Here is a 19,581-nt window from a genome sequence, read left to right as displayed (position 1 = left end):
CGAGACGTCGAGTTCGTAACGCCCCCCGCTCACACGGATGGCTCTAGCGATTCGGGTCGGTGGGATCTGCGGCGCACTGTAATCGCGTCGGTACGGAAACGGGGTTGACATGGGTAAGAAGCGGGGGCGACCTCGGTCGCTACGGACGATCGTTCCGGTGGTGCTGCTGGCGGTGTTCGCCCTCGGGGCGTCGGCGTGTTCGGCGGCGGAGGGTGCCGGTGTGGAGGTGGCGATCGATCGCAACCCCCTCGCCGAGCTCATCAAGCCGAAGCTGGTCTCGACCATCAAGGACGGGCAGGTCGGCGTCTCGCCCGGCATGCCGATGGCCTTCCAGGTCGAAGACGGCAAGTTCACCGACGTCAAGCTGACCAATCAGCAGGGCACCACGGTGGCGGGCCAGCTGGCCGCGGACGGCCGCTCCTGGTCGACCGCCGAGGTTCTCGGCTACGGCAAGACCTACCAGCTCACGGCCTCGGCCATCGGGCTCGGTGGCGCGAACTCCTCCACGCTGAGCTTCACCACCAGCTCGCCGAAGAGTCAGACCAAGCCGTACCTGCTGCCCGGCGAGGGTGATGTGGTCGGCATCGGTCAGCCGGTGGCGATCCAGTTCGACGAGAACATCCCCGATCGCCGGGCCGCGCAAGAGGCCATCAAGATCACCACCGAGCCCGCTGTCGAGGGTGCCTTCTACTGGGTGAACAATCGCGAAGTGCGGTGGCGCCCAGAGCATTACTGGGCACCGGGCACCAAGGTGACCGTCGATGTGAACGTCTACGGCAAGGACCTGGGCAAGGGTCTGTTCGGCCAGGACAACATCCATTCGTTCTTCACCATCGGCGACGCGGTGATCTTCACCGCCGACGACAACACCCACCAGGTGACGGTGGAGAAGAACGGTCAGGTGATCATGACCATGCCCACCTCGATGGGTAAGGACAGCACGCCCACCGACAATGGCATCTACATCGTCAGCGACCGGCACGAGAAGATCGTGATGGATTCCTCGACCTACGGTGTGGCGGTGAACTCGGCCGACGGGTACCGCACGCCGGTCGACTACGCGACGCGAATCTCCTACAGCGGCATCTTCTTCCACTCGGCGCCGTGGTCGGTCGGGCAGCAGGGTTACTCCAACGCGAGTCACGGCTGCCTGAATCTGAGTCCGGCGAACGCGCGCTGGGTGTACGAGAACGCCAAGCGCGGTGATATCACCGTCATCAAGAACACGGTCGGTGGCACCCTGTCCGGTGTCGACGGGCTGGGTGACTGGAACATCGCGTGGCCGGAATGGAAGGCGGGCAACGCCGACGCTCCGTAGTCGCGTAGCGCACGAAAAACGAAGGGGCACCGGAAACTTCCGGTGCCCCTTCGTGGTGTCTGTGGCTGTCTCAGAGCGGTGTGGGGAGCTGGCTGCAGTCCATCATCGCCTCACCCGCGACGGCGAGCGCGCTGCCGAAGGCGCCGCACAGGATGCGTCCGCCGAACAGCAGGCGGTCGAGGTTGGGCAGACCGGCCGAGCCGGTGCCGGAGGAGCCCGTGGTCTCGAGGCCGGTGGTGGAGCCGCTCTGCGCCGAACCGGATTCGGGCTGATCGCTCGGCAGGCCGAAGTCGCCGATGGGGGTCTCCGCCGCGAAGTCGGTGAGGGGCAGGCCGGGCGAGGCCGCCGCGGAACCCGCGACGGGGCCGAGCACGGTGGCGGCCGCGAGGATGGCGACAACGGTGGAACGCTTCATCAAGGGGTCTTTCCGGTCGAGCGCTGACGCTATGGCGAGATCTGCCCCACATCTGGGCAGCGGTCCAAAGTGTAGCGGTCAAACGTGATGTTCGTCATGGTGGTGCGAGTTATCCGGTGGCGGCGAGGCCGGGTTCGTCGCGGTGGATCTCGGACGCGACGCTCAGGTGGTCGACGACCACTCGGCGTGCGCCGCAGCGGCAGCGTTGGTAGGCGACGAGGCCCTCGCTGGTCCGGTGACGCGATTCGATCTGCCAGGTGTGCGCGGGATGACTGGTCATGAATCGAGTGTGTTGTAATGGCATTGTGCATTACAACCATTACGGACGGGAGCCGGTGCTGCTCGGCGTCGAGTTGCTCAACGATCCATGTTCGAGCGCCGCGGAGCTGGCGCGGCGCTGTGCGGCGGCGGGGTTGGTGCTGTCGGCGGGGGTGTCCGACGCCGATCTCGTGTCGGTGACGGCGTTTCTGGGGCGCTGGCGAGGTGTGGTGGACTGCGCGGACCGCACCGAGCGTGCGGCCAGGCTCAACGTGTTGCTGGCCGAGTACGCGTCGGCGCCGCGCTTGACCGACCATGTCGGCGACGGTTGGCATCTGCACTTCCGCGATCCAGGAGTGGCGACGGACCGCCAGATCGCCGCCTTGATCACCGTCGGCACCGCCTTGCACCTGACCGGGCTCGGTATGGACCGTTTGGGCGCCTGTGAGGCCGATGGGTGCGCACAGGTGTACGCCGACATCTCACGCAACGGCAGACAACGCTTCTGCAGCCCGGCCTGTGCGAACCGGTCGGCCGTCCGACGGCACCGGGCGAACCGCGCCTCCGCCTGACAGTCGTCCGACGGATTCACTCCCTGGCGCGCCCTTCGTCGGCGCGGCGAACAATCCGAACTCGCGATGACGGCCTGTGCGGCCGACACGCGCGACCCGCGCCGTCGGCTGTGGACGGCGCGGGTCGGCGGTCAGCCAAGGACAGGGAAGTTGGCGCGCAAGACGTTTCGCGGGTCGCGGGCCTGTTTGATCTCGCGGAGGCGGTCCAGAGTGACTGTGTCGAAGGCGGCCGCGGCCGATTCGCCCGGGGCGAGGAAGGTGTACGGCTTCTTGCCGGTGACGTGGGCGCCGAGGTTGTCGACGATGGTGGTGAAGGCCGCCTTGACGTCGTCGATCAGGTGCGGCAGGCCGAGGCCGAGCAGATAGAGGGCGTAGGGCTCGGTGACCGGGCCCCGGGCGCCGTGTTCGCGGGTGGTGTCGGCGAGAGCGCCGCCGAGGCCGCGGATCTGGATGTTGAGCAGGGGCGCGACCGGGGCGTCGATGAGTGTTTTGACGACCGCGTCACCCAGGTCGGTGAGCAGTTCGCCGCGCGACAGCGAAGGGCTGGGGTCGGTGGGTTCGGCGGTGATGGTGCCGATCCGGTCGGGGGTCATGGTGGTGCGGGTGTCGGCGAGCGCGCCGGTGACGGTGTCGAGGCGGCCGGTCAGCTCGCGGCCCCGCGCCTCGTCGCCGAGGTAGGCGAAGTCGATGGCGACAGTCGGTGCGGCGCCGGGGATCTGGTAGCGCTGCAGCCAGACCGACAGCTCCGGCGGTGCGTGGGTGGTGAGTTCGGTGAAGACGTCGAACACGTCGCGGGTGCGCTCGGCGGACCAGCTCACCCGGCCGCCGTAGAGCTGTGGCAGTTCGAACAGGTCGATCTCGAGCGCGGTGACGATCGCGAAGTCGCCACCGCCGCCGCGCAGCGCCCAGAACAGCTCGGGATCGGAGTCGGCGCTCACCCGGCCGCGTCGGCCGTCGGCGTCGACGATCTCGAACGCGCGGACCGCTTCGGCCGCCCACCCGTGTTTGCGGGCCAGCCAGCCGAAGCCGCCGCCGAGGGTGTATCCGGTGACACCCACCACGGGGTTGCTGCCTGCCAGGCCGCTCAGGCCGTGCGCGGCGGCCGCGGTCTGGATGGCGCCCCACTCGGCGCCGGAGCCGATGTGGGCCACCCGCTGGGCGGGGTCGATGTCGACGGTGTCGAGGTGGCCGGTGCGCACGAGGATGGCGTTGTCGATGTCGCCGGTCGCGCCGTGGCCGGTCGGTTGGGTGACCACCGTACGGCCCGCGCGGTTCGCGTAGCGCACGACGTTCGCGAGGTCGTCGGCGTCGGCGACCTCGACGACGGCGGCGACCGACTGGGTGATCGCGGTGTTCCAAGGGCGGGCGGCCAGGTCGAAGGCGGTGTCACCCGGCAGGAGAACGTTTCCCCGGATATCGGTACGCAGATCGTTGATGCTCATAACCATTCGACGATGTGGGGGCGGCGAGTGTGACATGCTGCGGAGAGCAGAGAAGGCCCGGTCCAGGGGACCGGGCCTTCTTCTCGGGGTGACCGACGGGACTCGAACCCGCGACATCCAGGATCACAACCTGGTGCTCTACCAACTGAACTACGGTCACCATCACCGGTGAATCACCGGCGCCGTCGATACTAGCGTGACTTTGGTGCCAGGCCCTAATCCGCTGGTAGAGGGCTTGAACCGGTGACATCCACGGCCTCGGTGGCAGCCAGCGCGGCGGCGGCGATCTCCGTGGTGGTCGGTCCGGGCAGCGGCACGAACGCGGTGCGACGGTAGTACTCGAGTTCGCGGATGGATTCCTTGATGTCGGCCAGCGCGCGGTGGGCGAGGCCCTTCTCCGGCTGACCGAAGTAGATGCGCGGGTACCAGCGGCGGCACAGTTCCTTGATCGAGCTCACGTCGACCATCCGGTAGTGCAGGTGCGCGTCGAGTTCGGGCATGTCGCGGGCGATGAAGCCGCGATCGGTGCCGATGGAGTTACCGCACAGCGGCACCGTGCGCGCGGTGGGCGCGTACTCGCGGATGTAGTCGAGTACCTGCTGCTGGGCCTGCTCGAGGGTGACGGTGGAACGCCGAACCTCTTCGGTCAGACCGGATTTCGCGTGCATGGTGGCGACGACCGGTGGCATGCAGGCCAGGGCGGCGTCGTCGGCGTGGATGACGATGTCGACACCGTCACCGAGAATGTTGAGGTCGCTGTCGGTTACGAGCGCGGCGATCTCGATCAGCTTGTCGCTGTCGAGACGGAGCCCCGTCATTTCGCAATCCATCCAGACCAGGAGTTTGTCTGACACGGGAGCCACCCTAATGGTGGGTCCGCGCCCCGGGTCGGCAGGTGTGTCGCGTGGGCGAGGCGGGTCGGGTTTGCCGCCGACATCGGTGGATGTTCGCCGCCCAGGTGACCGGCACGGATACAGTTTGCCTGGAATTACCCGCAGACGTTTCGAGCATTTCTTGCGTACGTGCCAGTGAGCAGACGGAGGACGCGCGAATGACCACCCCACAGGAGAAGGCGGCAGCGGCACGCAAGGCGGCCGAGGACGCTGCCCGGGTTGCCGCCGAGGCCATGGCCGCCGCGGAGGCCGCCGAGCAGGAAGCCCTTGCGGCGAGCTCCGCCCCGAAGCCACCGGCATCCGGCGATTCGACGGCATCTGCCGAGATCGCCGCGGGCTACGCCTTCAGCGGACCGGCTTTGGAACTGGGCGCGGTGATGGTCGACGGTGTGGTCGATCCTGTTGCGCGCGTGCGTATTCCGCTGCGGATGATGAACCGGCACGGACTCGTCGCCGGCGCGACCGGGACCGGCAAGACCAAGACCTTGCAGGGCATCGCCGAACATCTTTCCCGTGCGGGCGTTCCCGTGGTGATGGCCGACGTCAAGGGCGATCTGTCGGGCTTGAGCGAGCCGGGCGCCGACACCGAGAAGATCCGGGCGCGCGCGGCGGAGACCGGCGCGACCGACTGGGCGCCTGGCGCGTTCCCCACCGAGTTCGTCTCGCTCGGCACCGGCGGCATCGGGGTGCCGATCCGGGCGACGATCACCTCGTTCGGCCCGATCCTGCTCAGCAAGGTGCTCGGTCTCAACGACACCCAGGAATCGACGCTTGGCCTGATCTTCCACTGGGCCGATCAGCGCGGCCTCGCCCTGCTCGATCTGAAGGACCTGCGCGCGGTTATCACCCACCTGACCAGCCCCGAAGGTAAGGAAGACCTCAAGGGCATCGGTGGTGTGTCCTCGCAGACAGCGGGGGTGATCCTGCGGTCGCTGGTGAATCTGGAAGCCGAAGGTGGCGATACCTTCTTCGGCGAGCCCGAACTCGACCCGGCCGATCTGCTGCGCACCGCGGGCGGGCTCGGCGTGATCACCCTGTTCGAGCTCGGCCAGCAGGCAGCGCGGCCCGCACTGTTCTCGACGTTCCTGATGTGGGTGCTGGCCGATCTGTTCCAGACGTTGCCCGAGGTGGGTGACATCGACAAGCCCAAGCTCGTGTTCATCTTCGACGAAGCGCATCTGCTGTTCGCCGAGGCGTCCAAGGCGTTCCTGCAGCAGGTCGAGCAGACGGTGAAGCTGATCCGGTCCAAGGGTGTCGGCGTGTTCTTCTGCACCCAGCTGCCCACCGACATCCCCAACCCGGTGCTGTCCCAGCTCGGCGCCCGCGTCCAGCACGCCTTGCGCGCCTTCACCCCCGACGATCAGAAGGCGCTGTCCAAGACGGTCCGCACGTATCCGAAGTCGTCGGTGTACGACCTGGAAGAGGCGCTGACCTCGCTCGGTACCGGCGAGGCGATCGTCACCGTGCTCTCCGAAACCGGCGCACCGACACCGGTCGCCTGGACCAAGATCGCGCCACCGCGCTCGCTGATGGACACCATCGGCGACGAGGCGATCAAGTCCAAGGCACTGTCGAGCGCGCTGCAGGGCAGATACGGGCAGAGCATCGACCGGGAATCGGCCTACGAGATGCTGCTGGCCAGCGTGGCCGCCGCCGATCCAGCGCCCGATGCCCCGCAGGCACCCGGCCGATCGCAGGCGCAGCAGGAAGAGGACTCGGCGGCCGAGCGGATGATGAGGAATCCGGCGGTGAAGAGCTTCCTGCGATCAGCGGCGAGTGCCGCCGGCCGCGAGATCAGTCGCAGCATCTTCGGCACCCGGCGGCGCTAGCGGGAGGTCGGTTCGGGTCAGCTGCTGCCGAACCAGCCCCAGGGGAACCAGTTGTTGTATCCGCCGCGGCCGCGGTCGCAGCGGTTCCAGTCACGGTCGTTCCATTGGTTGCGGCCGTACCAGTCGTTGTCACATCGGTGCCCGCGGTCGCGGTCGCAGTAGTCGTAGTTCCGGTAGTTCCAGTCGTCGCACCGTGGGCGGTTGGTCTGTACCTGGTCTGGGGCTGCTGCGGGCAGTGCGGTCGCGGGCGCCGCCACCGTCATCGGAAAAGTGGCCGCCATACCGGCCACCGCCAAGCTCATGAGCAGTCGGCGCAGGCCGACCTCGCGTGTTCTGTTGGTCTTCATGGCTACCTCTTCCGGTGCGCTCGTCACCGGACTCAACGCACCGTCGGTCGAGTTGGTTGATTTTCCCCGACTCATCTGATAGTAGGCGCGCGACGGGTGCCGCCACCAGACCGGTGGCGGCGGTAACCCGGCTTATTCCAGAATTTCGCGCATCAGCAGATCGGCGGTTGTCTCGCGGCGCAGCAACTGGGTGGCGCGGCCGTCGGCGACGGCGACGATCGGCGGCCTGCCGACGGTGCTGTAGGTCGAGGCCAGCCCGTGGTGGTAGGCGCCGGTGCACGGCACGGCGAGTATCTCGCCCGGCCGCAGATCGGCGGGCAGGCGCACGTCGGTGGCGATGAGCTGCCCGGATTCGCTGTGCTTGCCCGCGATGGACGCGGTGAGCTGCGCGCCGGTCGGATGCCGGTTGACGACGACCGCGCCGCTGTGTCCGCCACTTCGGCCGCAGCCGCCGCCGTCGACGATCACCCGGGTGCCACCGTCGGTGGTCTCGGTGACGGCCAGCACCCGATACAGGGTGACACCCGCCCTGGCGACGATCGCCCGTCCGGGTTCCATGGCGAGCACGGGGCGGGGGAAACGGTGCCGCGCGCAGCCGGCGTCCAGCGCGTCGTCGAGGATGTCGGCGAGGTCGTGCAGGTTCAGTTCCGCGTCGCCGCTGCGGTAGGCCACCGCGTGCCCGCCGCCGATGTCGAGGTGGGACAGCAGCAGGCCGTATTCGTGGTCGATCCAGGACATCTCGCCGATCATCCGGCGGATCGCCTCGCCGTAGTGGTCGGGGTTGTGGATCTGCGGGCCGAGGTGGCAGTGCAAGCCCACGAGCTGCAGATTGCACCTGCCCGCGATCCGGGCTACGGCGGTCTCGAACGAACGACTGCCGAGCGGGAAGCCGAACTGGTCACCACCGGGAACGTCGATCCCGGTCGCGACCCGGAGCAGCACCTGCTGCGGTTGGGTCGCCAAGGCAGTGAGCAGCGTGATCTCGGTGAGCGAGCCGACCACGATGCGGCCGACACCGGCGCGCACGGCGGACTTCAGTTCGTCGAGAGTCTTGCCGTTGCCGTGCAACACGATCCGGCGCGGATCGATGCCCGCGGCGAGCGCGACCGATAACTCACCGCTCGAGCCCACCTGCACCGACAGACCCTCGTCGGCGACCCAGCGCGCCACCGCGCTGACCATCAACGCGGTACCCGCGTAGACGATCTCGGCGTCGGGGAAGTGCTTGCGGTAGGCGCGGCAGCGCTCGCGCACCTCGGCTTCGTCGACCACCTGGACGGGGGTGCCGAACTGATCGGCGATATCGGCGAGCGCCACCGCGCCGAGGGTGATCCGGCCGTCGGGGTCGTAGTGGGTATCGGCCGGCCAGACCGCGGGATCGAGCCGCGGCACGGTGGTCGCGCGCAACGACGGGAAGATGTCGAGCAACGTCACGGTGGTCTCCTGGGGACGCCCCCGCGTTCGGAATGGCGGGGCCGACTCAAGAAATACGCCGTTTCCGGACCGCTGAACTCGGTGTTTACGGGTCCTTGACCACCTGCGAGTCCTTCCTGACGGGTTGCTGACACGCCAACCCGTCAGGCGGCGCTCAGCTGCCGAGCTTCTTGTAGAACGCGCCGGCGACCGGGGCGGTCAACGCGCGGGGGCCGTAGTTGCCCGCCACGCTCATGCCCTTGCTGATGAGGCCGGGGACGATGCGCATCTTGTTGCGGGCCAGCGCGTCGATGGAGACCTTGGCGGTGTATTCGGAGGACACCCAGAGGAAGTCGGGGACCATCTTGTCGACGATCGACTGGTCCTCGGGGGCGGGAGTCTCGGTGCGGACCGGGCCGGGGGCCAGCAGGGTGACATTCACGCCGCTGCCCTTGAGCTCGCCGCGCAGCGACTCCGAGAAGGTGTTCGCGAACGCCTTCGACGCCGCGTAGGTCGCGTTGTTCGGGATCGGCATATTGCCCGCGGCCGAACCGCTGATCAGGATTCCGCCCGCTTTGCGCTCGATCATGCCGGGCAGCACGGCCAGGCTCAGGTCGTGCACGGCGGTGGCGTTGAGCTCCATCTGCATGCGCTCGTAGGCGAAGTCGAGCTCGGCGACCGGGCCGAAGGTCGCGATACCCGCGTTGTTGCAGAGAACGGCGATATCGCGGACCGCGAGCTCGTCGACGAGGCCGGCCCGCTGGGTGCGATCGGCCAGGTCGACCGCGCGGACCTCCGCGGTGATGCCATGGGCCAGGGTCAGCCGCTGGGCCAGCTCGGTGAGGATCTCACCGCGGCGCGCGACCAGGATCAGCGAATAGCCGCGCCCGGCCAGTTCGGCGGCCAGCGCGGTGCCGATGCCGGAGGACGCGCCGGTGACGACGGCACGATTGTCTGCAGTGGGGGAGGGCAAGCTCACGAGGGGAGCTTAGGGGATCGGCTCAGGCCGTGCCCGCGTCGACAGGGTGGCAGGGCGCTCCGACGGTGGATCGCCGGAACCGGGAGCCCGGCAATAGCATGAGTGACGCCATGACAACCGACTCGACGCAGCCTCGCACCGGGCAGGGGTGTGCGCCGTGCGGTGTGGGCGGGCGTTGCGGTGGCTGACGAGCAGGTGTTCGGGATGGGCGATGACCCGTTGGCCGAACCGACATGGCCCGCGCTGACCGAGGACGAGATCGCTCGCGCTGTTGTCGCGACGTGGAGTGGGTCGGCGCCCTGCGCGATCGAATGGCGTGGTGCGAGGCCGCTGTCGTCGACGGTGGGTGTGCGGTTGGACGATGGCGAGCGGCTCGTCGTGAAGCGGATGCCGCTGCGATTGCGGGATGGGGTGGCGCTGGCCGAGGAACATCGGTTCATGGCGCATCTGCGCGAGCGCGGGATTCCGGTGCCAGAAGTGCGAGCCACCGTGGGCGACGGTGCACCGGACGGGTTCGTCTACGAGGTCCATCGTGTCGGCTCCGGACACGACCGCTACCGCGCCGACTTCTCCTGGTCGCCCTATCGCGACACCGATGACGCGCGAGCAGCGGGCGCGATGCTGGCCCGATTGCACCGCGCCGCAGCAGGTTTCGATGCGCCGGCCCGTCCGGCCCGTCCGCTGCTCGCGACCGTGCACAGCGACGTGGTCACCGCCTTCGAATGGCATATCGCACGCCGACCCGCTGTCGCCCGGTTCCTCGGTGAAAGGGACTGGCGCGCTGAGGTTCCCGAGTTGTCGGCCGACCTCACCGGCGTCGCACCGCTGTGGACGCATGGGGACTGGCACGGAACCAACCTGCTGTGGAAAGACCACGAGGTGACCTCGGTGATCGACTTCGGGCTGGCCGACCGCACGACCGCCGTCTTCGACCTCGCTACTGCTGTCGAACGCACTGCGATCGACTGGGTTTCGCTGCGTGACGGCGGTCCCGCGAATGTTCGGGAGGACCAGATCATCGCGCTGATCCAGGGGTATCGATCCGTGCGAGGACCCTCGACCGCCGAGCAGAACCTGCTCCCCGACCTGCTCCCACTGGTCCACATCGGCTACGAACTCTCCGAGATCGACTATTTCCTCACCATCGCCAATGACATTCGCAACGCCGAAATCGCCTATCAGGACTGGCTTCTCGGCCACCTGCACTGGTACGAAATCGCCGAGGGCCGCGACCTGCGCGCCCTGGTTCGCGACGTATTCACCAGCTGAGCTGCCCCCGGGTCGGCTGCTCGACCCGCAACGAAACACCGCCCCGCGTGCCGGATGCGAGTTCGGCGCGCGGGGCGGTGCGGCGGTCGTCCGTCGCGTCGGACGACCGGGTCTCGGGTGGGGCTACAAGCGCGCGGCCAGGCGGGTGCCCTGGTCGATCGCGCGCTTGGCGTCGAGCTCGGCGGCCAGGTCGGCGCCGCCGATGAGGTGCAGGTCGACGCCCGCGGCGCGCAGGGGTTCTTCGAGTTCGCGCACGGATTCCTGTCCGGCACAGACGATCACATTGTCGACCTCGATCACCCGCGGGTTCTCGTGCTTCTCACCGAAGCTGATATGCAGGCCCGCGTCGTCGATGCGGTCGTAGTTCACGCCGCCGACCTGCTCGACACCCTTGGCCTTGAGGGCCGCGCGGTGCACCCAGCCCGAGGTCTTGCCGAGATCCTTGCCGAACGGGGTCGACTTGCGTTGCAGCAGGACGACATCGCGGGCCGCGGGGGAGGGCTTGGGCTTGCGGAGCTGGCCGGGCACCTGCTCGTTCTCGGAATCGACGCCCCATTCCTCTTTCCACTCGTCGAGCTTGAGCGTGGGATGTCCTTCGACAGTGAGGTATTCGCTCACGTCGTAACCGATACCGCCCGCGCCGATCACCGCGACCTTCTTGCCGACCGGCTTCTCCTCCTTCACCAGTTCGGCGTAGGACAGCACCATCGGGTGGTCGATACCGGGGATGTTGGGGATGCGCGGGCGCACACCGGTCGCCAGGATCACCGAGTCGTACTCGCCCGCGATCAATTCCTCGGCGCTGACCCGCTTTTCGAGATGCAGGGTGACGCCGGTGAGGTCGATCTTGCGGCGGAAGTAGCGGATCGACTCGTCGAACTCCTCCTTGCCGGGAATCCGGCGGGCGATGTCGAACTGGCCGCCGATCTTGTCGTCGGACTCGAACAGGTCTACGTGATGGCCGCGCTCGGCCAGGCTCACCGCGGCCGACAGACCGGCCGGCCCCGCACCGACGACGGCAACCCGCTTGGCACGGCGAGTCGGCAGCAGATTGAGGGTGGTCTCGCTGCCCGCCCTCGGGTTGACCAGGCACGACACCTTCTTGTTGCCGAAGGCGTGGTCGAGGCAGGCCTGATTGCAGGCGATGCAGGTATTGATCTCGTCGGCGCGGTCGCCCATGGCCTTGTTGGCCCATTCGGGGTCGGCGAGCAGCGGGCGGGCCATCGAGATCAGCGCCGCGTCGCCGCGAGTCAGAATCTCCTCGGCGATCTCGGGCATATTGATGCGGTTCGACGCACAGACCGGGATGTTCACCTTGCGCGCGATCTTCGCGGTGAACTCCACGAACGCCGCCCGCGGCACCGAGGTGACGATGGTGGGCACCCGTGCCTCGTGCCAGCCGATATCGGTATTGAGGATATCGACGCCGACGGCCTCCAATTCCTGTGCCAGGGCGACGATTTCGTCGAAGGTCTGCCCCTTCTCGACCAGTTCGGCCATCGACAACCGGAACACGATGATGAAATCGGGGCCCACCTCGGCACGGATGCGCCGGGCGATCTCGACGGGGAGCCGACGCCGGTTCTCCGGTGTGCCACCCCACTTGTCGGTGCGCTTGTTCACCCGCGGGGCGAGGAACTGGTTGAGGAAATAGCCCTCACCGCCCATGATCTCGCAGCCGTCGTACCCGGCGAACTTGGCCAAGCCCGCGCAGCGCGCGTAATCGTCGATGGTGCTCTCGACACCCTTCGACGACAGCGCCCGCGGCTTGAACGGATTGATCGCCGACTTGATCGCCGAAGCCGAAACACTGGTCGGCATATACGAATAACGTCCCGCGTGCAGGATCTGGATGGCGATCTTGCCGCCCTCGGCGTGCACCGCCTTGGTGATCGTGCGATGCCGGTACGCCTCGGTCTTGTTGGTGAGCTTGCCGCCGAGCGGCAACAACCAGCCGGTTCGGTTCGGTGCGTAGCCGCCGGTGATGATCAGGCCGACGCCGCCGCGGGCACGTTCGGCGAAGTAGGTGGCCAGCTTGTTGGTGTCCCAGGCGCGGTCTTCCAGACCGGTGTGCATGGAGCCCATGACCACGCGGTTGCGCAGAGTGGTGTGGCCGAGGTCGAGTGGCTCGAACAGATGGGGATAAGCGGTCATGGGCGGTCTTCACCTTTTCGCGGTCGCAGGGCCTGCAGTACTTCGTCGCACCATTCGAGGTAGCCGGACTCCGCGCGGATGCCCGCGCGAAGCACCAGATACTGGTGCAGAGCGGTGCCGGAGAGCTGGTCCGGCGCCGGGAAGAATTTCTTTTCGCTGAGGCGGTACTCGTCGAGGCGCTGGGCGTGCTGCGCGCGATGGCGCGCCACCTCGTCGCAGACGGCATCGATGTCGCCGTACGCGGCGGCGCGGATCTTCACGCCCAGTTCGTCGCGGGCGGGGATGGCGTCGGTGGGCTCGGCGAGCCAGCGGGCGATCTCGGTCCGACCGGCCGGAGCTACCGAGTACACCTTCTTGTCGGGCTTGCCCTGCTGGGTCACCGATTCCACGGTGACCCAGCCGGAGGACTCCATCCGCTTGAGCACCCGGTATATCTGCTGGTGGGTAGCACTCCAGAAGTAGCCGATCGACTTGTCGAATCGGCGTGCGAGCTCGTAACCCGACCCGGCCCGCTCGGTGAGCGAGACCAGCAGCGCGTGCTCCAGTGCCATGGCACGAGGATATCTGGAACGCCGGGTACTATGCAACCAGGTTCATATGAATTTATGGCGTGGATGTACATAGACGGCGTGGGTGGTTGATCGCCGTGACTCTTCGGCGGAACACGGTGCGCGCGTTATGGGCGGCGGACGGGTTTGATCGCCGTTACTCTTCGGCCTATGACCGAGGTGAACGCGGCCGAAACCGTTGGCGAGGCGGCTGGGCGCGGGCAGGTGCTGGCGTGGGGGCTGTGGGACTGGGGGTCCTCGGCGTTCCAGGCCGTGACACTGACCTTCGTGTTCTCGGTGTATCTCACCGACAAGGTGGGAGACGATCTGCCGGGTTCGACACCGGCGAGTGCGTGGCTTGGTTGGGCGCTGGCGGGGGCGGGGCTGGTCGTCGCGCTCACGGCGCCGGTCTGTGGGCAGTACTTCGACGCGGTCGGCTCACGTAAACGGGCATTGGCGACCTTGACGGCGCTGACGGTCGGCGCGATGTCGCTGATGTTCTTCGTCCGCGACGACTACCACGATCTCTGGCTCGGCCTGGCGCTGCTCGCGTTCGCCTCGGCCACCTTCGAGCTCGCCGGTGTGCCCTACAACGCGATGATGCGGCAGGTGTCGACCCCGGCCACGGTCGGCCGGGTCTCCGGATTCGGGTGGGCGATGGGCTATTTCGGTGGCATCGTGCTGCTGCTGATCTGCTACGCGGGATTCCTCGCCGGTGACGGCGACACCCGCGGTTTGCTCGGGATGTCCACCGATCAGGGCCTCAATGTCCGGCTCGTCATCGTGCTCGCGGCGGTGTGGTTCACCGTGTTCGCGCTGCCGGTGCTGTTCGCGGTGCCGGAGATGCCACGCACCGGTGCCGACCCCGGCGCGGCGAAGGTCGGCTTCCTCGGTTCCTACCGGGTGTTGTGGCGCGACGTGCGGGTGCTGTGGGGTCAGGATCGGCACACGGTCTATTTCCTGCTGGCCAGCGCGGTGTTCCGGGACGGTCTGGCGGGGGTGTTCACCTTCGGCGGCGTGCTCGCGGTGACGGTGTACGGGTTCGCCGACGCCGATGTGCTGCTGTTCGGGATCGCCGCGAATGTCGTCGCGGGGGCGGCCGCGGTGGTGGCCGGACGGTTCGACGACCGGATCGGGCCCAAGCGGGTGATCGTGGCGTCGCTGGCCGGGATGCTCGCCTGTGGTGTCGCGCTGCTGTTGGTGTCGGGCTCGGCGATGTTCTGGATCTTCGGGCTCGCGCTCACCGTGTTCGTCGGTCCCGCGCAGGCGTCGGCGCGTTCGTTCCTGGCGCGGCTCGCACCGCCGGGACGGGAAGGTCAGTTGTTCGGCCTGTACACCACGACCGGCCGAGCGGTCTCGTTCCTGGCACCCGCCCTGTTCGGTGTGTTCGTCTCTGTTTTCCACAGCGACCGTGCCGGAATCGCCGGACTTCTCGTCGTGCTGGCGGCAGGCCTTTTGGTACTGCTCCCGGTGCGCGCGCCGTCGCGCACGGTGTCTGCCGATATGTGACGCCTCACCGCTGGGGCGCGGCCGAGTTGTGTGAACGCCCGTACTCTGAGTTCAGTCAGCGTTTTTGGGTACCCAGCCCGCGATACCCAAAGCGATCAGCCGCATCTGCATGACGGTGCGTTCCACGATCGCCGATTCCTCACGGGGGGTGGACGCGACGAACGCGGCAATACCGTCGGTAACGGTGGTGACGAGCAGATCCGCGGCGATCTCCAGCTCGGTGGTGCTCCATGAATCCAGTGCACGCAGGCGGGACAGATCGGCGACGATCTCGCGCACGATCAGCTGCATCTCCATCGCGATCGCCTGACGCAGCGGGGCAGGCCCACCGTGACGCTCGCGAATGAGGAAACCGAACAGTGCGCGTTTGACGCGTACCTGCTCGAACACGAAGCGGACCGTATCCGCCAGATGGGCGTCCGGCTTGCGCCTGACCTCGCGCAACGCCAAGCGCAGTGCGGTGACGCCCTCGTCGACGATCGTCGCGCCGAGGTCGTCGAGCGAGGCGAAGTGGCGGTAGAAGGCGGTGGGCACGATGCCGGCCGAACGGGCGATCTCACGCAGGCTCAATGCCGCGAATCCGCGCTCCGAGGCCAAGGTCAGGGTGCCGTCGAGGAGAGCTGCGCGGGTATGCGCTTTGCGCTCGTTGCGGGTTCCTGCCTGCTCAGTCACATCGGTGAGCATACATCCGTTCACCATAGCGGCCTTCGTCATTATGTTGTCCGCCTCACATTGTTGCCGGTTGACAGTGGCCCGGGGTCGTCAGGCACACTGGTGAGTGTACAGACGTGCACTGAAATTCGGAGCGAACGTCGAAGGACTTCTCCGTACCGCGCAAAAAGGGGCAACACGACATGGTGGGACTGATCGATCTGGTGCAGACGTTGACAACGCCGCACCCGCTGGACCGGTACCTGGAGCTCGTCCGCCCCGGGCTCACCGCTCGGGAGCTGCGCGCCGAGGTCACCCATGTCTCGCACGCGGTGCCCGGCTCGGTGACGCTCACCCTGCGCGCCTCGCGGCAGTGGCGCGGCCACGCCGCCGGTCAGTACGTGCAGATCGGTGTCTCGATCGACGGTGTGCGCCACACCCGCTGCTACTCGCCGATCGACCCGGAGAGCCGAGGCGAGCGCTACCTGCAGCTCACCGTCAAGGCCCACCCGGGCGGGCTGGTGTCGAACTACCTGCACGCCAATGCCAAGCCTGGCATGGTCGTCGACCTGGCACCCGCCTCCGGTGTGTTCCACCTACCCGAGCAGCGGCCCGACAAGGTGCTGCTGGTCAGCGGCGGCAGCGGCATCACGCCGGTACTGTCGATGCTGCGGACCCTCGACGCCGAGGGTTACACCGGGCAGGTCACTTTCCTGCACTACGCCCGTCAGCCCGAGATGGTGCCGCACCGGGCCGAACTGTCCTCGATCGCGCAGCGCCGCGCCAACTTCCGCATCGAATACCGGTACCCGGTCGAGCCGGGCACCGTGATCGACGGTGAAACCTCCACCGGCAGTGGATTCTTCGACTACGACGAGCTCGAGCGGGTCGCACCCTGGTTCGCCGACGCGCAGACCTTCGTCTGCGGGCCGCCGCCGCTGATGCGGGCCGTGCAGACGATCTTCGCCGCCGAGGGCCTCGAAGATCGGGTGCTCAGTGAGGAATTCACGCTCACCACGATCCCGACCGATCCGTCCGAGGCCACCGGCACCATCACCTTCTCCGACAGCGACGTCGCCGCCGACAACACCGGAGCATCGTTGCTCGAGCAAGCCGAAGCCGCGGGCCTCACGCCGCTGCACGGCTGCCGGATGGGGATCTGCTTCACCTGCACCGCGACCAAGCTCTCCGGCTGCACTCGCGACCTCCGCACCGGTGAGCTCAACGCCGATCCCGACAAGCAGATCCAGATCTGCATCAACGCTCCTGTCGGCGACGTCGACATCGCCCTCTAGATCACACCGACCAACCACAAGGGGAGATACAGCCATGACGATCCTCACCGAAGGCAAAGACGGCCCGGTCATCCTGAGCCCGGAGCAGGTCGAAGAACTCGGCGCCGCGCTCGACGCGATCCGTGCCCGCGTCGTCGACGACCTCGGCGAACGCGACCGCGACTACATCTACAACATCATCAAGACCCAGCGTGGCTTCGAGATCGCCGGCCGCGGTCTGATGTACCTGGGCTTCCTGCCGCCGTTCTGGCTGGCCGGTGTCGCCGCGCTCGGTGTGTCGAAGATCCTCGACAACATGGAGATCGGCCACAACGTCATGCACGGCCAGTACGACTGGATGCGTGAGCGCGGCATCAACTCCCGCGAATTCGACTGGGACACGGTCTGCCCGGCCGACCAGTGGAAGCACTCGCACAACTACATGCACCACACCTACACCAACATCGTCGACATGGACCGCGACATCGGTTACGGCATCCTGCGGATCGACCCCGCGCAGAAGTGGAACCCGTATTACCTGGGCAACCCGGTGTACGCGTTCCTGCTGATGATGCTGTTCGAGTGGGGTGTGATGGCCCACGATCTCGAGTTCGACAACATCGTCAAGGGCAAGCGCAAGTGGTCCGACATCAAGCCGCTGCTCAAGGGGCAGGGTAAGAAGGCGGGCAAGCAGGTCCTCAAGGACTACGTGATGTTCCCGGCGCTGACCGGTCCGCTGTTCCTGCACACACTGGCCGGCAATGCGGCGGCCAACTTGGTGCGCAATGTGTGGACCTACTCGATCATCTTCTGCGGTCACTTCCCGTCGGGTGTACAGACGTTCTCCAAGGACGAGACCGAGATCGAGACCCGCGGTGAGTGGTACGTGCGTCAGATGCTCGGCTCGGCCAACATCAAGGGCTCGCGGCTGTTCCACATCATGTCGGGCAACCTGTCGCACCAGATCGAACACCACCTGTTCCCCGATATCCCGGCAAATCGGTACCCGGAGATCGCACCCGAGGTGAAGGCGCTGGCCGAGAAGTACGGCCTGCCCTATAACACCGGTCGTTTCTCCAAGCAGATCGGGTCGGTCTGGGCCAAGATCTTCCTGCTCTCGGTGCCCGATCGTTTCGTGAAGAGGGCGACCCAGCCCGGTGTTATCGTTATGCGTAATCGGAAGGCAACCGAAGTGGGCGTGTAATGGTCGGCAAATTCGAAAGCAATAAGGATCTGGTCCAGGAACTGACGTCATCCGGTGCCCAGCGGGTCGGCAAGATCGCCACCCTGATCACGGGAACCGTCGCCGAGGTTGCCCGGGAGATCGGTGAGTTCGTCACCGACGCGATCGAGATGAGAGAAGCCGCGGCTGCTGCTCGTCGCGATGCGGCACAGGACCGGGCCGAGGCCGAGTTCGCGAAGGAGCGGGTCGTCGAGACCGACACGGTCGACCTCGACGCTCCGGCCGACGGCGATCTCGGTGCGGCGCCCCTGTTCGCCGAGCCGGGCGACAAGGCCTGAGGGTTCACCACACCGGCAACCGCCTGCGGTGTTCGGTGACATCGGTGATCAGATCCCGGTAGCCGTCGGTCAATTCGGCAAGACGACACCACTGCAGATGGGTGCGAGCCTCCCGCTGCCGTGGTGTCGTCGTCGTTTGCGCCGGTCCGGCCATGGCCTGCTGGGCGGCAATCCATTTCGCGGCCATCCGGTCGATCACCGCGCCGAGGGTCTCGGTGTGCAGCGAGGCGCCGTCGCGGTGTTCGACATGGGCGGCGACCCAGTCGTCGATGCGGGCGATCAGCGCGTTGCGGTCGTTGTCGATGTCGTCGACCAGGCGCCCGCATGCCGCGCCCGTGCTACTCGACGCGGCGGGGTCGCGTGCCTGCTCCAGGACTCTGCGCCGGCGATCGTGGCAGCTCGCGAGCCCGCTGGCGGCGTCGAGAACCCGGTGTCGCGTCGGGTCGGGGTGGTCGGTTTCCAGAAAAGCCCGCAACAGTGCCGAGGGAGTCGGCAGTTGCGCGGCATCCAGGCGATGGCCGTGATCGATCGGCATGGTGGTTGCCCCCCTGATAACGCATTTGTGCATGGATACGCCAGAGCCGAGGAGGATGTATGGGGGTGCACTCCCCGGCACCGGCGTAGCCCCGCCCGGACGTCGACAAATGTCCGCGACGCTGCGGGTGGAGAAGACGGCCCGGGGAAAATCGGGACCCTTTCAGGAAAGCGCGATCCGGCCGTGGCGCGCAATAGTATGGTGTACAAACCCGGCGGTCGGCGGAAATTGTTATCCACCATTACGGATGGGTCTCCCCATGAGCACTCCCCGGTAACCGCGGTGGCACATTTCTGGCAATCATTTCGGCGCCGAATGCACTAACCTCGATATGTGCCCGCCTACGTGTCCTCCCCAGAGCTGACCTTCGGGTTCCTGTTCGCACTGGAATCCCCAGAGCGCATCGCCGATGTCGTGCGCGGCCTCATGGAACGTCGAGCGGTGTCGGTATTCCGGCTCGCGCGCCTGTCCGACGACGACGGCCCACCCGAGCGCTACGTCGTGAACTGGGCATCCATCCCGCAGATATCGATCACCACCGGAGCTCCCGACGACGAGGACCTGCGCGGGCAGCGGATCATGCTGGTCAACGCCTTCCTCGGGGAGGGCGGAGAGGTGAGCATGTACGCGGGGGCTCCGGACGGGTCGAGCTGA

Annotated in this window: 20 protein-coding genes and 1 tRNA gene; 9 read left to right on the top strand and 12 right to left on the bottom strand. The window is 67.1% G+C overall.

Annotation, left to right across the window (positions count from 1 at the left end; translation table 11 throughout):
* The first annotated feature begins 109 nt into the window (after positions 1–109).
* Complete coding sequence (locus ACFWPK_RS21300; RefSeq protein WP_378918316.1) at positions 110–1,318, top strand: Ig-like domain-containing protein; 1,209 nt, start codon at positions 110–112, stop codon at positions 1,316–1,318.
* A 70-nt stretch (positions 1,319–1,388) separates the two neighbouring features.
* On the opposite strand, the gene ACFWPK_RS21295 is transcribed toward ACFWPK_RS21300, so the two are convergent.
* Both ACFWPK_RS21295 and ACFWPK_RS21290 read right to left on the bottom strand, forming a co-directional pair.
* Entirely contained in the window at positions 1,389–1,733 is a 345-nt protein-coding gene (locus tag ACFWPK_RS21295) for a hypothetical protein (RefSeq protein WP_378918314.1), read from the bottom strand.
* 109 nt (positions 1,734–1,842) lie between these two features.
* A complete protein-coding gene (locus ACFWPK_RS21290; protein WP_378918312.1) occupies positions 1,843–2,013 on the bottom strand; it encodes a hypothetical protein in 171 nt (56 codons plus the stop codon).
* Between the two features lie 25 nt (positions 2,014–2,038).
* On the opposite strand from ACFWPK_RS21290, the gene ACFWPK_RS21285 reads away from it, so the two are divergent.
* Positions 2,039–2,563 (top strand): CGNR zinc finger domain-containing protein, encoded by a 525-nt coding sequence (locus tag ACFWPK_RS21285; protein WP_378918310.1) that lies wholly within the window; start codon positions 2,039–2,041, stop codon positions 2,561–2,563.
* Between the two features lie 131 nt (positions 2,564–2,694).
* Here the strand turns inward: ACFWPK_RS21285 and ACFWPK_RS21280 are convergent, their stop codons facing one another.
* The 3 genes from ACFWPK_RS21280 to orn form a co-directional block, all read right to left on the bottom strand.
* Positions 2,695–4,005 (bottom strand): FAD-binding oxidoreductase, encoded by a 1,311-nt coding sequence (locus ACFWPK_RS21280; protein WP_378918308.1) that lies wholly within the window; start codon positions 4,003–4,005, stop codon positions 2,695–2,697.
* An 87-nt stretch (positions 4,006–4,092) separates the two neighbouring features.
* Positions 4,093–4,165 (bottom strand) — tRNA-His (locus tag ACFWPK_RS21275).
* A gap of 55 nt (positions 4,166–4,220) precedes the next feature.
* Positions 4,221–4,859 carry an oligoribonuclease gene (orn, locus tag ACFWPK_RS21270; RefSeq protein WP_378918306.1) on the bottom strand — a complete coding sequence of 213 codons (639 nt, stop codon included), beginning with the start codon at positions 4,857–4,859 and terminating at the stop codon, positions 4,221–4,223.
* A gap of 197 nt (positions 4,860–5,056) precedes the next feature.
* Between orn and ACFWPK_RS21265 the strand changes: the two genes are divergently transcribed.
* Positions 5,057–6,727, top strand: a complete 1,671-nt coding sequence (locus tag ACFWPK_RS21265) for a helicase HerA-like domain-containing protein (protein ID WP_378918304.1) — start codon at positions 5,057–5,059, stop codon at positions 6,725–6,727.
* Positions 6,728–6,744: 17 nt separating this feature from the next.
* Here the strand turns inward: ACFWPK_RS21265 and ACFWPK_RS21260 are convergent, their stop codons facing one another.
* The 3 genes from ACFWPK_RS21260 to cmrA form a co-directional block, all read right to left on the bottom strand.
* Positions 6,745–7,074 (bottom strand): hypothetical protein, encoded by a 330-nt coding sequence (locus ACFWPK_RS21260; RefSeq protein WP_378918302.1) that lies wholly within the window; start codon positions 7,072–7,074, stop codon positions 6,745–6,747.
* Between the two features lie 132 nt (positions 7,075–7,206).
* A complete protein-coding gene (locus ACFWPK_RS21255; protein WP_378918300.1) occupies positions 7,207–8,508 on the bottom strand; it encodes a diaminopimelate decarboxylase family protein in 1,302 nt (433 codons plus the stop codon).
* Between the two features lie 154 nt (positions 8,509–8,662).
* Positions 8,663–9,466, bottom strand: a complete 804-nt coding sequence (cmrA, locus tag ACFWPK_RS21250; RefSeq protein WP_378918298.1) for a mycolate reductase — start codon at positions 9,464–9,466, stop codon at positions 8,663–8,665.
* 180 nt (positions 9,467–9,646) lie between these two features.
* Between cmrA and ACFWPK_RS21245 the strand changes: the two genes are divergently transcribed.
* Positions 9,647–10,735: a phosphotransferase enzyme family protein gene (locus ACFWPK_RS21245; protein WP_378918296.1), complete on the top strand. Its 1,089-nt coding sequence runs from the start codon at positions 9,647–9,649 to the stop codon at positions 10,733–10,735.
* 123 nt (positions 10,736–10,858) lie between these two features.
* On the opposite strand, the gene ACFWPK_RS21240 is transcribed toward ACFWPK_RS21245, so the two are convergent.
* Together ACFWPK_RS21240 and ACFWPK_RS21235 are read right to left on the bottom strand one after the other, a co-directional pair.
* Positions 10,859–12,889 carry an FAD-dependent oxidoreductase gene (locus tag ACFWPK_RS21240; protein ID WP_378918294.1) on the bottom strand — a complete coding sequence of 677 codons (2,031 nt, stop codon included), beginning with the start codon at positions 12,887–12,889 and terminating at the stop codon, positions 10,859–10,861.
* On the bottom strand, positions 12,886–13,440 hold the full coding sequence (locus ACFWPK_RS21235; RefSeq protein ID WP_378918292.1) for a PadR family transcriptional regulator: 555 nt from the start codon (positions 13,438–13,440) through the stop codon (positions 12,886–12,888). Before ACFWPK_RS21235 ends, ACFWPK_RS21240 begins: the two co-directional genes overlap by 4 nt.
* A gap of 168 nt (positions 13,441–13,608) precedes the next feature.
* Here ACFWPK_RS21235 and ACFWPK_RS21230 point away from each other — a divergent pair, with 168 nt between their 5' ends.
* Positions 13,609–14,946: an MFS transporter gene (locus ACFWPK_RS21230; RefSeq protein ID WP_378918290.1), complete on the top strand. Its 1,338-nt coding sequence runs from the start codon at positions 13,609–13,611 to the stop codon at positions 14,944–14,946.
* Positions 14,947–14,997: 51 nt separating this feature from the next.
* Here the strand turns inward: ACFWPK_RS21230 and ACFWPK_RS21225 are convergent, their stop codons facing one another.
* Entirely contained in the window at positions 14,998–15,645 is a 648-nt protein-coding gene (locus tag ACFWPK_RS21225; RefSeq protein ID WP_378918402.1) for a TetR family transcriptional regulator, read from the bottom strand.
* A 155-nt stretch (positions 15,646–15,800) separates the two neighbouring features.
* Here ACFWPK_RS21225 and ACFWPK_RS21220 point away from each other — a divergent pair, with 155 nt between their 5' ends.
* Genes ACFWPK_RS21220 through ACFWPK_RS21210 form a run of 3 tightly spaced genes read left to right on the top strand, consistent with a single transcriptional unit; the run spans position 15,801 to position 18,392 of the window.
* Positions 15,801–16,892 carry a ferredoxin reductase gene (locus tag ACFWPK_RS21220; protein WP_378918286.1) on the top strand — a complete coding sequence of 364 codons (1,092 nt, stop codon included), beginning with the start codon at positions 15,801–15,803 and terminating at the stop codon, positions 16,890–16,892.
* A gap of 34 nt (positions 16,893–16,926) precedes the next feature.
* Positions 16,927–18,075, top strand: a complete 1,149-nt coding sequence (locus tag ACFWPK_RS21215) for a fatty acid desaturase family protein (protein WP_378918284.1) — start codon at positions 16,927–16,929, stop codon at positions 18,073–18,075.
* On the top strand, positions 18,075–18,392 hold the full coding sequence (locus tag ACFWPK_RS21210; protein ID WP_378918283.1) for a hypothetical protein: 318 nt from the start codon (positions 18,075–18,077) through the stop codon (positions 18,390–18,392). The genes ACFWPK_RS21215 and ACFWPK_RS21210 overlap by 1 nt, the downstream gene beginning before the upstream one ends.
* 4 nt (positions 18,393–18,396) lie before the next feature.
* Here ACFWPK_RS21210 and ACFWPK_RS21205 read toward each other — a convergent pair whose 3' ends face one another.
* Entirely contained in the window at positions 18,397–18,927 is a 531-nt protein-coding gene (locus tag ACFWPK_RS21205) for a DUF4254 domain-containing protein (protein WP_378918282.1), read from the bottom strand.
* A 333-nt stretch (positions 18,928–19,260) separates the two neighbouring features.
* Between ACFWPK_RS21205 and ACFWPK_RS21200 the strand changes: the two genes are divergently transcribed.
* Positions 19,261–19,581, top strand: coding sequence for a hypothetical protein (locus ACFWPK_RS21200; protein ID WP_378918280.1), 321 nt, complete (start codon positions 19,261–19,263; stop codon positions 19,579–19,581).

The sequence above is a fragment of the Nocardia sp. NPDC058519 genome (assembly GCF_042719755.1).
Lineage (GTDB): Bacteria > Actinomycetota > Actinomycetes > Mycobacteriales > Mycobacteriaceae > Nocardia.
Note: the sequence above shows the minus strand (reverse complement) of the source record. Positions and strands in the feature narration are given on the sequence as shown.